Here is a 10,826-nt window from a genome sequence, read left to right on the forward strand (position 1 = left end):
TCATTCACCGGGGGAAAATCCGCCGTTCGGGGACACGGAGTGCGATGGGGCCGACGGCCGTACAGTTGCGGCATGCGCTCGCTCGCCGAGCTGATCTCCGAGGACCGGTCGGCGTGGGCCGAGGTCGAGGCGGCGGTCAGCGGGTCACCGTTCGCGGTGGAGATCCTGTCGACCGATCCCGATCGGGCGGCCGCCTGCCTGCAACGGCTCCAGGTCACCACGAAGTCGTGGCTCGGCTCCCTGGTGTACCTGTCCGGCGGGCTCGTCGTCGACGACGGCTGGCTCCGGGTGCTCGGCTCCGGCCACCCCCAGCGCCGGCTGCCGGACATCCACACGGTCAACGCCGGGTTCACCGGTGCCGGGCTGGTCGTCGCCCAGGACGTGATGGGCGGCGAGTTCGTGTGGCGGCAGGGTGATGGGCCGACGCCGTCGATCCACTACTTCGCGCCCGACACGCTCGGCTGGGAGGACCTCGGTCTCGGGTACACCGACTGGCTGTACGGCATGCTCAACGGCGCGATCGACCAGTTCTACCTGAGCTGGCGCTGGCCGGGCTGGCAGGACGAGGTCGCCGGGATCCCGTTCGACGCGGGGCTGCACACGCTGCCGCCGCTGTTCACCGCGGAGGGCAAGGACATCGCCGAGGTGAGCCGCCGGCCGATCCCGATGACCCAGCTGGTCAGCGTCCTGCACGACTTCGCCGACCAGCTGGGGGCCTGAGTGGCCGTCGCCCTGCACCACCGGGTGGACGGGCCCGCGGATGCGCCGGCCGTGGTCCTGCTGCACGGCGGCGGCAGTCGCGGTGCGACCTGGGACCTGTTCGCCCCGGCGCTGGTCGCGGCCGGGCACCGGGTCGTGGTGCCGGACCTGCGCGGCCACGCCGACAGTCCACGCTGCCGCCCGTACACCTTGGAACACCACCGCGACGATGTCCTCGCGCTGCTCGACCGGCTCGAACTCCACCGGGTGACGCTCGTCGGGCACTCGCTCGGCGGGTTCGCCGCGACGCTGGTGGCGCAGGAGCAGCCGGAGCGGATCCGGCGGCTGGTGCTGGAGGACCCGCCGGCGCCGCCGCGACGCAGCGCCGGGAAGCTGTCGCTGGGGCGCCTGCTCCTGCTGTCGATCGGGACGGCCGATCCGCGCCGCCGGTACGACCGGCTGGCGCTCACCTCCGCGATCACCCAACTGCGCCAGGCGCACTCCGGGTGGTGGGACGCGCTGCCGACGATCACCGCGCCGACCCTGCTGCTGTCCGGCGGGCCGGGAAGCCACATCGCCCCGGCGCGGCTGGCCGAGGTGGCGGCGCTCATCCCACGGTGCGACCTGGTCACCGTGCCGGTCGGGCACCGCATCCACAGCACCGCTCCGGAGGACTTCCGCAGGACGGTGCTGAACTTTCTCGGCGAAGCTGTCCTGGACGGCGACCCCGCTCCGACGTCTCCGGCGGAAGATGCCGTTCGAGAGGAGCAACCGTGAAGTACATGATCCTGAGCTACGCGTCGCAGCGGGACTACGACGAGATGGCCGGCAAACCCGGGGACGCCCCGGTCTGGTCCGGCGAGGACTTCGCCGCCATGGGCGCGTTCATGGCGAAGTTCAACCAGGACCTCGAGGCGTCCGGTGAGCTGGTCGAGACCCGGGCGCTGGACGCGCCGGTGCACACCCGGCGCATCAGCGGCGCGCCGGCGCTGGTCACCGACGGGCCGTATGCGGAGACGCAGGAGGTCCTCGCCGGCTACTGGATCATCGACGTCGACAGCTTCGACCGGGCCACCGAGATCGCGGCCCGCCTCAGCGAGTGCCCGGCGCCGCCGGAGGTGGCGAAGACCGCGTACGCCGACGTCCGGCCGATCATCGAGCACGCGAGTGAGATCGGGCTCTGACGCCCGGCTCGAGGACCTGCTGCGCGAGCTGGCGCCGCAGGTCCTCGGCGCGCTCGTGCGCCGCTACGGGCACTTCGACCACGCCGAGGACGCCGTCCAGGAGGCCCTGATCGCGGCCGCGGCGCAGTGGCCGGCCGCCGGCGTGCCCGACTCGCCCCGCGGCTGGCTGATCACCGTCGCGGCGCGGCGGCTGACGGACCTGCTGCGCAGCGAGTCGGCGAGGCTGCGCCGCGAGGCGGAGTGGGTGCCGCCCCCACCGGTCGACGCCCACCAGGACGACAGCCTCATCCTCCTGGCCATGTGCTGCCACCCGTCGCTGCAGGCACCCGACCAGATCGCGCTGACCCTGCGAGCGGTCGGCGGGCTCAGCACCGCCGAGGTCGCCCGGGCGTTTCTGGTCCCGGAAGCGACGATGGCCCGCCGGATCGGTCGCGCGAAGCAGCGGATCAAGACCAGCGGGGTGCCCTTCGCGCTGCCGGTCGCGTACTCCGCCGCCGTGCTGCACGTGCTCTACCTGATGTTCAACGAGGGTTACGCCGCCACCGCCGGGCCCGACCTGCACCGGCCCGACCTCGCGGCGGAGGCGATCCGGCTGGCGCGGCTCGTGCACCGGCTGCTGCCGAACGACAGCGAGGTCGCCGGCCTGCTCGCGCTGATGCTGCTCACCGATGCGCGGCGGCCCGCCCGCACCGCACCGGACGGCACTCCGGTCCCCATGGACGCGCAGGACCGCACGCTGTGGGACGCGGAGCTCATCGCCGAGGGGGTCGCCCTGGTCACCGCGGCGCTGCCCCGCGGCCCGGTCGGCCCCTACCAGCTGCAGGCGGCGATCGCGGCCCTGCACGACGAGGCGCCGTCGGCCGACGCGACCGACTGGCCGCAGATCGTCGCCCTGTACGAGCTGCTGCTCACCCTCACCGACAACCCGATGGTCGCGCTGAACCACGCGGTGGCGGTGACGATGGCGTCTGGTCCGGCGGCGGGCCTGGCACTGCTGTCGTCGTTGCCTTTGCTCACAGATCACCGTTTCCACGCCGTGCGCGGCCACCTGCTGGAGATGTCGGGCGCGATCGAGGAGGCGGGCGCGGCGTACACGACCGCGGCCGGACTGACGGGCAGTGTCCCGTTGCAGCGGTACCTGCACGACCGCGCCGCCCGGCTCCAATCCGGACGCTCGGGCACGTAGCGGACGTTTGCCCAGGTCAATTCCATGATCAGGCTGATTTCGAACGCTTGTACGAGTAGGGTTCCGGGGCATGGAGATCACCTGCGCCGCCGTGAAACTGACCCCGACCGCCACCGGGGACCTCTCGGTCCGCTGCACGAAACACCCGGACCACGTCAGCGCCGGCGACCCCGTGCACGAGGCTCGGGTGGGTGTCTTCCCGGTCCGGTGGACCGACGCCCGATGAACGGCCGACCGGGTCCGTTGACCGGGAGGTCGAGACCCCCGCGTCGGGTGAGTCTCTGCTGACCTGCTGAAAGTAGGTGGAGCGGGCGATGAGAATCGAACTCACACCGTCAGTTTGGAAGACTGAAGCTCTGCCATTGAGCTACGCCCGCGTGCACCCGGTGCTCCCGGGTGCGCCTCCAAGCGTACCGAATCCCGTCGCGAAGGACAGACGGCGGGTCCATGCAGTGCGACACCGCCATACCGAGCGGCGGGCTGTCGGACCCAACGCATACACTTGCCGACGCACAGCACCGGGGTGTAGCGCAGTTTGGTAGCGCACTCGCTTTGGGAGCGAGGGGCCGTGGGTTCAAATCCCGCCACCCCGACCGGGACATACGAGGCAGCCGCCAGTCCACCCAGCCGTTGGAGCGGCTGACCGCGACCTATGAGGAGAAGTTCTGTGAAGAGCACCGTCGAGACCCTGAGCCCGACGCGCGTGCGGCTCGAAATCGAGGTGCCGTTCGCCGAGCTGGAGCCCAGCTTGAAGAAGGCCTACCGGGAGATCGGCTCGCAGGTCGTGATTCCCGGGTTCCGCCGTGGCAAGGTGCCCACCGCCGTGATCGACCAGCGGGTCGGCCGGGGCGCGGTGCTCAACGAGGCCGTGCAGGAGGTCATCCCGACGCAGATCCTCGCCGCGGTCCGCGAGCACGAGGTGAAGACGCTGGGCCGGCCCGAGGTGGAGATCACCGAGTTCGCCGACGGGCAGCCGTTGAAGTTCACCGCCGAGGTGGACGTGCGGCCGGAGATCACGCTGCCGGACCTGAGCGCGATCGAGGTGACCGTGGACGCCCTCGTGGTGAACGAGGACGACGTCGACGAGCAGCTCAAGGGCCTGCGGGACCGGTTCGCGACGCTGAAGACGGTGGAGCGGCCGGCGCTCGTCGGCGACTTCGTGCAGATCGACCTGGTCGCGACCGTGGACGGCGAAGAGGTGCCGGGCGGCAGCGCCAACAACATCTCCCACGAGGTCGGCAGCGGTCAGCTGGTGCCGGGTCTGGACGACGTGCTGGCCGGCATGTCGGCCGGTGACTCGACGACGTTCACGACGCAGCTGGTCGGCGGGGACTTCGAGGGGCGCGACGCCGAGGTGTCGGTGTCCGTCAAGTCGGTCAAGGACAAGCAGCTGCCGCCGGTCGACGACGAGTTCGCGCAGCTGGCGAGCGAGTTCGACACCCTCGACGAGCTGAAGGACGACCTGCGGACGCGGCTCAGCCGGGTCAAGCGGATGGAGCAGCTCTACTCGGCCCGTGACCTGGCCCTGAAGGCCGTCATCGACGCCACCGAGGTCCCCGCGCCGGAGGGCGTGGTGAAGGACGAGGTGGAGTCGCGCAAGGAGTCGATGAACGACCAGCTCCAGCGCATCGGTGCCTCCTTCGAGGACTACCTGTCCACGGAGGGCAAGACCGAGGAGGAGATGGACGCCGAGCTCAACGAGGCGGCCGTCGAGGGCGTGAAGGTGCAGCTGGTGCTCGACACCCTGGCCGACGCCGAGGACATCCAGGTCAGCGACGACGAGTTCGGGCACGAGATCGTGCACCGGGCGCAGCGTGCCGGGGTCGGCCCGCAGCAGTACTACGACCAGCTGGTCCAGGCCGGTGTCGCCGGTGCGGTCTTCGGTGACGTGCGGCGTGGCAAGGCGCTGGGTCTGGTGCTCGAGCGGGTGAAGATCGTCGACTCCGAGGGCACCGCGCTGTCGCTGGACGACCTGCGTGGCCCGACGGACGAGCACGAGGGTCACGACCACGGTGACCACGAGGGTCACAACCACTGACCTGAGCGACCGGGCCCGTCAAACGCAGCGGGCCCGGTCGACCACGGTGCGCTCATAGCGAAATGCGGTGAGCATGGGAAGCTCCGGCTCCCCACACCGGTTAGGGTCGGCAAGTACAAGACTCTTGCGAAGGGCTGCCATGACCGACCTGCATATTCCAGCGTCGCCAGTCAGTCCCGCGCCCTACGGGCGCGGTCGTGGCGCGGACTCGAGCCTGACGCTCGACGACTCGGTGTTCAACCGGCTGCTCAAGGAACGCATCATCTTCCTTGGTAGCGAGGTCAACGATCAGGTCGCCAACCGGATCTGTGCCCAGATGCTCCTCCTCGCCGCCGAGGATGAGGAGCGCGACATCTGGCTCTACATCAACTCGCCCGGTGGCTCCGTCTACTCGGGCATGGCGATCTACGACATCATGCAGTTCGTCACCAACGACGTGGCGACGGTCGCGATGGGCATGGCGGCGTCGATGGGCCAGCTGCTGCTGTGCGCCGGGGCGGCCGGCAAGCGTATGGCGCTGCCGCACGCGCGGATCATGATGCACCAGCCCTCGGGCGGCATCGGCGGCACGGCCTCGGACATCGCGATCCAGGCCGAGCAGATGCTCTACACCAAGCGGATGTTCCAGGAGCGGGTGTCGTTCCACACGGGACAGAGCCTGGAGCAGATCGAGTCCGACTCCGACCGCGACCGTTGGTTCACCGCCGAAGAGGCGCGCGACTACGGCTTCATCGACAAGGTGATCACCGGGGCCCAGCAGGCTCCGGAAGGCGCCGGAACCCTGGCTTGAGGAGCGAAGCGATGACCGATCTGAGCCTGCCCCCGGCGATGCGCGAGGTGCACAACCGCTACATCCTCCCGTCCTACGTGGAGCGCACGTCGTATGGGATCAAGGAGACGAACCCGTACAACAAGCTGTTCGAGGACCGGATCATCTTCCTCGGTGTGCAGATCGACGACGCGTCGGCCAACGACGTGATGGCGCAGCTGCTGACGCTGGAGAGCAACGAGCCGGACCGCGACATCATCATGTACATCAACTCGCCCGGTGGCTCGTTCACGGCCATGACGGCGATCTACGACACGATGCTGTATGTGCGGCCCGACGTCATGACGGTCTGCCTGGGCCAGGCGGCCAGCGCCGCCGCGGTGCTCCTCGCCGCCGGCACGCCCGGCAAGCGTCTGGCGCTGCCCAACTCGCGGATCATCATCCACCAGCCGGCCACCGAGGGCGGTTACGGACAGGGATCCGACATCGAGATCCAGGCCCGCGAGATCATGCGGATGCGCACGAATCTCGAGGAGATGGTGTCCCGCCACACCGGTCAGCCGATCGAGAAGGTCCGCAAGGACATCGACCGCGACAAGATCCTGACGGCCGATGAGGCCAAGGAATACGGCCTGGTCGACAACATCCTCGTCAGCCGCAAGAAGTCGGCGCTCGTCGCTTCCGGGGCGTAGCCCACAAGATTGCCGGTCGGCCCGCCTCACCTCACGGTCTGGCGGGCCGATGTGGCCCTCCGGAAAGACACCACCGCTCAGGGGGTCGGAATACTGCCGACCACCAGGTAACGTCGAGGCAGCACCAAGCAACACGCACGAAGCAGGACGCACGCGGCAGCGGGCGTCACACGCGCAGCGCCGCGAAGCGGCGACAGCACGATGCGATCCGGGCAGTCAGTCCGGCTGAAGGCAGGGAGATCGTAGGTGGCACGGATCGGCGACGGCGGCGACCTACTGAAATGCTCCTTCTGCGGCAAGTCGCAGAAGCAGGTGAAGAAGCTGATCGCGGGACCTGGCGTCTACATCTGCGATGAGTGCATCGACCTCTGCAACGAGATCATCGAGGAAGAGCTCGCCGAGTCCGGCGACGTCAAGTTCGACGAGCTGCCCAAGCCGATGGAGATCTGCGCCTTCCTCGACCAGTACGTTGTGGGTCAGGACCAGGCGAAGAAGGCCCTCGCGGTGGCGGTGTACAACCACTACAAGCGGGTCCAGGCGGAGTCCGGCGGCAACTCGGGCAGCGACGGCGTGGAGCTGGCCAAGTCCAACATTCTGCTGATCGGCCCGACCGGCTGCGGCAAGACGCACCTGGCGCAGACGCTCGCGCGGATGCTCAACGTGCCGTTCGCGATCGCGGACGCCACGGCGCTGACCGAGGCCGGCTATGTCGGCGAGGACGTCGAGAACATCCTGCTGAAGCTGATCCAGGCCGCGGACTACGACATCCGCCGCGCCGAGACCGGCATCGTCTACATCGACGAGGTCGACAAGATCGCCCGCAAGTCGGAGAACCCGAGCATCACCCGGGACGTGTCCGGCGAGGGCGTGCAGCAGGCGCTGCTGAAGATCATCGAGGGCACGGTCGCCAACGTGCCGCCGCAGGGCGGCCGCAAGCACCCGCACCAGGAGTTCATCCAGATCGACACGTCCAACGTGTTGTTCATCTGCGGTGGCGCGTTCGCGGGGCTCGACCGGATCGTCCAGGCCCGGGTGGGCAAGGGCGGCACCGGCTTCGGCGCCAACCTGCGCTCGATCACCGACCGCACCCAGGACGACAGCTTCGGCGACGTGATGCCGGAGGACATGCTGAAGTTCGGGCTCATCCCCGAGTTCATCGGCCGCCTCCCGGTCATCACCAGCGTGAAGAGCCTCGACCGCGACGCGCTGGTCAAGATCCTCACGGAGCCGCGCAACGCGCTCGTCCGGCAGTATCAGCGGCTGTTCGAGCTCGACGGCGTCGAGCTGGAGTTCAACGCCGAGGCCCTCGAGTCGATCGCCGACCAGGCGATCCTCCGTGGCACCGGCGCCCGCGGGCTCCGCGCGATCATGGAGGAGGTCCTCCTGAGCGTGATGTACGAGGTGCCCAGCAACCCGAACATCGCCCGCGTCCTGATCACCCGCGAGGTCGTCCTCGAGAAGGTCATCCCGACGATCGTCCCGCGCGACCTCGCCGCTCACCGGGCCGGTCGCCGCCGCGCGGACCGCGAGGAGAAGTCGGCCTGAGCTGACCCGATCCACCGCACGCCGTCCACCTTCCGAGGTGGGCGGCGTGTTTCGTGCCACGTCGAGTTTCGTGATCGCTTGGTGTTACGGTGCGGCTCAGGCGCAGGTCAGGCCACGGAAAAGTGGCTTGTGTCGGGCTTCGGCAACGGAAAACGCGGTGGCAGGGTTGATTTGCGACGCATATCGTGGCTCACGTGCTGTCACTCGTCTTCGCCGTCACGTCCGCGCTCATCTGGGGTGCGGGTGACTTCGCCGGCGGCAAGGCGAGCCAGCGCACCAACTCGTTCGGCATCGCGCTCGTCGCCGAACTGGCCGGCATCCCGCTGGTCATCGGCTGGCTGCTCGTCACGCGGCCGGGCCTGCCCACCGTCGCCGACCTCGCCTGGGGCGCGGCGGCCGGGGTGCTCGGCAACGCCGGCCTGGTCGTCTTCTACCGGGGGCTCGCCGGAGGCGCCATGTCGATCGTCGCGCCGCTGACCGCGACGACGACGGCGGCCGTGCCGCTGCTGCTCGGTCTTGTTCTTGATCGCCGTCCGTCGGCGCTGGCCTTCGGCGGTGCCGTGCTGGCCGTCGTCGCGATCACACTCGTCAGCGCCGGGCCGAGCGGCGGGGTGAAGCTCTCGAGGGGGCTGGTTGTCGCGGCGCTCACGGCCGGGGTGCTGTTCGGCGGGTACTTCACGCTGATCGCGCAGACGTCGCACGAGTCCGGCATGTGGCCGCTGCTGTCGGGACGGGTCGTCGGGGCGGTCGGACTGCTCGCGGCGATGCGTCTCATGCGGCTGCCGCTGGCGATGGACCGTTCCTCGCTCGGCCTCGCGAGCACCGCCGGCGCGTTCGACGTGACGGCGAACGCCTTCTATTTGATGGCGGTCCGCGACGGGATGTTGAGCATCACCGCGCCGATCGCTTCGCTCTACCCGGTGAGCACCGTCTTCCTCGCGATGGCCGTCGACCGCGAGCGGATGCGCCCGCTGCAGATCACCGGGCTCGGCCTGGCTGCCGCGGCACTCGTGCTCACCGCCGCCTGATCGATAGGCTGGAGGCATGCGCGTAGCGGTGTGTCAGCTCAACGCCCGTGACGACCGGGCCGAGAACCTAAGGGTGGCCAGAAGCCTGCTGGAGCGTGCCGCCGCCGGTGGTGCGGATCTGGCGGTGCTGCCGGAATACGTGGACTACCTCGGCCGCGCCGACGGATCGCCGAAGCCGGAGCCGATCGACGGCGAGTTCGCGACCTTCTTCGCCGACGCCGCGCGGGAGCTCGGGATCTGGGTGCACGCCGGCTCGTTCCACGAGACCGGGCCCGACGCGGAGCACACGTTCAACACGACGCTGGTCTTCGACCGCCAGGGCGCGCTCGCCGGCACGTATCGGAAGATCCACCTGTACGACGTCGAGATCCCGGGCCGTGTCTCGTATCACGAGTCCGCGACCGTGGCGCCCGGCACGCAGACCGCGCTGCTCCCCGTCGACGAGGCGGTGGTGGGCCTGTCGATCTGCTACGACCTTCGCTTTCCGGAGTTGTACCGGCAGCTCGCGATCGACGGGGCCACCGTGCTCGTGGTGCCGGCGGCGTTCATGCTGCACACGGGCCGCGATCACTGGGAGCCGCTGCTGCGTGCCCGGGCGATCGAGAACCAGTGCTACGTGCTGGCCGCGGGGCAGGTCGGCAACCATGATCCGGACCGGACCTGCTTCGGGCGCAGCATGGTGATCGACCCGTGGGGGACGGTCGTGGCGCTGGCACCGGATGTCGTGGGTGTCACGTTCGCGGATCTGGATTTCGAGCGGCTCGCGGAGATCCGGGCCACGCTGCCGAGTTTGGCGAATAGGCGGCTCTGACGCCGTCTGTTGCCTTTCCGGCCTTGCGCGTGTTCGCCGGGTCCTGCTCGTCGGGGGTGCTGTCAGGCCTGGCGGGCGCTGAGGATCCCGAAGACGGTGATGCCGACGATGGCGGCGCCGGTGATGAGCAGCACGGTGCGCATGCGCGAAGGTCCGCGCAGCGCCAGTCGATAGGTGGCGACGACCAGCACCAACGCGACGACGACGCCGATGACGAGCTGCCACAGGGGGAAGAGCAGCTCCAGGAGTGCGTCCGCGCGGGGGCTCGGCGTCATACCGCCATCCTCCCTGTTCCGCGGGGGTGGCGCACGGCCGATTTGACGCAGCTTCGCCGTTCCCCGTACGGTTCTCCAGGTCCGAGGGACTGGTCGGAAACGACCGGTTCGCGGAGGTTATGCCTGGGTGGTGCGATAACAGACGGTGTAAGCCTGATTTGCGATCGCGAAGCCGACCGGGTAGCTTGATCCAGCCGGCAGGGAGCCGGGCGGGTGAGCGCCGAGAGGTGCGAGCCGGCCGGTCCAGCCGGAAATCCGAGCAGGTCTCCACACCGGAAACGGTGTGACTGACGTGCGCGGGAAACGTTCCAGAAGGTCGACAAGCGGATAACGCGAACTTGACAGGATGGAACGGACTGGTAAAGTAACAAAGCCGGCAGGGAGCCGGGCGGGCAAGCGAGCGAAACGCTCCAGTGCCGGCCGGTCCTACCGGAATCCCGAAACAAGATCACCGGAAACGGTGTCCTTGTTATGCTCGGGAAAGCCGCTTGAAGTTGAATAGCCCGGAAATACGGACTTGACAACGGCGAGCGACCTGGTAAAGTAGAGAAGTTGCCCCGGATGAAGTGAGCTTCGCTAAGCGAGCTTCAGCGGTGTGT

The 10,826-nt window shown here is 69.0% G+C and carries 12 protein-coding genes and 2 tRNA genes; 12 read left to right on the forward strand and 2 right to left on the reverse strand.

Annotation, left to right across the window (positions count from 1 at the left end; all coding sequences use genetic code 11):
• Window positions 1-72 precede the first annotated feature (72 nt).
• The 5 genes from Dsi01nite_RS08610 to Dsi01nite_RS08630 all read left to right on the forward strand — a co-directional run bounded on the left by Dsi01nite_RS08610 (window position 73) and on the right by Dsi01nite_RS08630 (window position 3,295).
• Window positions 73-720 (forward strand): DUF2625 family protein, encoded by a 648-nt coding sequence (locus tag Dsi01nite_RS08610; protein ID WP_203845507.1) that lies wholly within the window; start codon window positions 73-75, stop codon window positions 718-720.
• Window positions 721-1,476 carry an alpha/beta fold hydrolase gene (locus Dsi01nite_RS08615; protein ID WP_203845508.1) on the forward strand — a complete coding sequence of 252 codons (756 nt, stop codon included), beginning with the start codon at window positions 721-723 and terminating at the stop codon, window positions 1,474-1,476.
• Between the two features lie 5 nt (window positions 1,477-1,481).
• The gene (locus tag Dsi01nite_RS08620) at window positions 1,482-1,883 is read left to right on the forward strand and encodes a YciI family protein (RefSeq protein ID WP_203845530.1); all 402 of its coding nucleotides are present in this window, start codon (window positions 1,482-1,484) and stop codon (window positions 1,881-1,883) included.
• Window positions 1,867-3,069 carry an RNA polymerase sigma factor gene (locus tag Dsi01nite_RS08625; RefSeq protein WP_203845509.1) on the forward strand — a complete coding sequence of 401 codons (1,203 nt, stop codon included), beginning with the start codon at window positions 1,867-1,869 and terminating at the stop codon, window positions 3,067-3,069. The genes Dsi01nite_RS08620 and Dsi01nite_RS08625 overlap by 17 nt, the downstream gene beginning before the upstream one ends.
• A 70-nt stretch (window positions 3,070-3,139) precedes the next feature.
• On the forward strand, window positions 3,140-3,295 hold the full coding sequence (locus Dsi01nite_RS08630) for a hypothetical protein (RefSeq protein WP_203845510.1): 156 nt from the start codon (window positions 3,140-3,142) through the stop codon (window positions 3,293-3,295).
• A 77-nt stretch (window positions 3,296-3,372) separates the two neighbouring features.
• Here Dsi01nite_RS08630 and Dsi01nite_RS08635 read toward each other — a convergent pair.
• Window positions 3,373-3,446, reverse strand: a tRNA-Gly gene (locus Dsi01nite_RS08635).
• A gap of 142 nt (window positions 3,447-3,588) precedes the next feature.
• Here Dsi01nite_RS08635 and Dsi01nite_RS08640 point away from each other — a divergent pair.
• The 7 genes from Dsi01nite_RS08640 (at window position 3,589) to Dsi01nite_RS08670 (ending at window position 9,952) form a co-directional block, all read left to right on the forward strand.
• Window positions 3,589-3,662, forward strand: a tRNA-Pro gene (locus tag Dsi01nite_RS08640).
• A 74-nt stretch (window positions 3,663-3,736) separates the two neighbouring features.
• Complete coding sequence (gene tig / locus Dsi01nite_RS08645; RefSeq protein ID WP_203845511.1) at window positions 3,737-5,107, forward strand: trigger factor; 1,371 nt, start codon at window positions 3,737-3,739, stop codon at window positions 5,105-5,107.
• A 139-nt stretch (window positions 5,108-5,246) separates the two neighbouring features.
• The gene (locus tag Dsi01nite_RS08650) at window positions 5,247-5,897 is read left to right on the forward strand and encodes an ATP-dependent Clp protease proteolytic subunit (protein ID WP_203845512.1); all 651 of its coding nucleotides are present in this window, start codon (window positions 5,247-5,249) and stop codon (window positions 5,895-5,897) included.
• 11 nt (window positions 5,898-5,908) lie between these two features.
• A complete protein-coding gene (locus tag Dsi01nite_RS08655; protein ID WP_203845513.1) occupies window positions 5,909-6,568 on the forward strand; it encodes an ATP-dependent Clp protease proteolytic subunit in 660 nt (219 codons plus the stop codon).
• A gap of 246 nt (window positions 6,569-6,814) precedes the next feature.
• Window positions 6,815-8,113 (forward strand): ATP-dependent Clp protease ATP-binding subunit ClpX, encoded by a 1,299-nt coding sequence (gene clpX, locus Dsi01nite_RS08660; protein WP_203845514.1) that lies wholly within the window; start codon window positions 6,815-6,817, stop codon window positions 8,111-8,113.
• Between the two features lie 194 nt (window positions 8,114-8,307).
• Complete coding sequence (locus Dsi01nite_RS08665; RefSeq protein ID WP_203845515.1) at window positions 8,308-9,141, forward strand: EamA family transporter; 834 nt, start codon at window positions 8,308-8,310, stop codon at window positions 9,139-9,141.
• Between the two features lie 16 nt (window positions 9,142-9,157).
• Window positions 9,158-9,952 (forward strand): carbon-nitrogen hydrolase family protein, encoded by a 795-nt coding sequence (locus tag Dsi01nite_RS08670; RefSeq protein WP_203845516.1) that lies wholly within the window; start codon window positions 9,158-9,160, stop codon window positions 9,950-9,952.
• Between the two features lie 62 nt (window positions 9,953-10,014).
• Here Dsi01nite_RS08670 and Dsi01nite_RS08675 read toward each other — a convergent pair whose 3' ends face one another.
• Window positions 10,015-10,227 carry a hypothetical protein gene (locus tag Dsi01nite_RS08675; protein WP_203845517.1) on the reverse strand — a complete coding sequence of 71 codons (213 nt, stop codon included), beginning with the start codon at window positions 10,225-10,227 and terminating at the stop codon, window positions 10,015-10,017.
• Between the last annotated feature and the right edge of the window lie 599 nt (window positions 10,228-10,826).

Source organism: Dactylosporangium siamense (genome assembly GCF_016862795.1).
GTDB classification, from domain to species: Bacteria; Actinomycetota; Actinomycetes; order Mycobacteriales; family Micromonosporaceae; genus Dactylosporangium; species Dactylosporangium siamense.

Coding starts and splice junctions, on each gene's coding strand:
- Dsi01nite_RS08610 (WP_203845507.1), top strand. CDS start 73: ATGCGCTCGCTCGCCGAGCTGATCTCCGAGGACCGGTCGGCGTGGGCC.
- Dsi01nite_RS08620 (WP_203845530.1), top strand. CDS start 1,482: ATGATCCTGAGCTACGCGTCGCAGCGGGACTACGACGAGATGGCCGGC.
- Dsi01nite_RS08630 (WP_203845510.1), top strand. CDS start 3,140: ATGGAGATCACCTGCGCCGCCGTGAAACTGACCCCGACCGCCACCGGG.
- Dsi01nite_RS08650 (WP_203845512.1), top strand. CDS start 5,247: ATGACCGACCTGCATATTCCAGCGTCGCCAGTCAGTCCCGCGCCCTAC.
- Dsi01nite_RS08655 (WP_203845513.1), top strand. CDS start 5,909: ATGACCGATCTGAGCCTGCCCCCGGCGATGCGCGAGGTGCACAACCGC.
- Dsi01nite_RS08670 (WP_203845516.1), top strand. CDS start 9,158: ATGCGCGTAGCGGTGTGTCAGCTCAACGCCCGTGACGACCGGGCCGAG.
- Dsi01nite_RS08675 (WP_203845517.1), bottom strand. CDS start 10,227: ATGACGCCGAGCCCCCGCGCGGACGCACTCCTGGAGCTGCTCTTCCCC.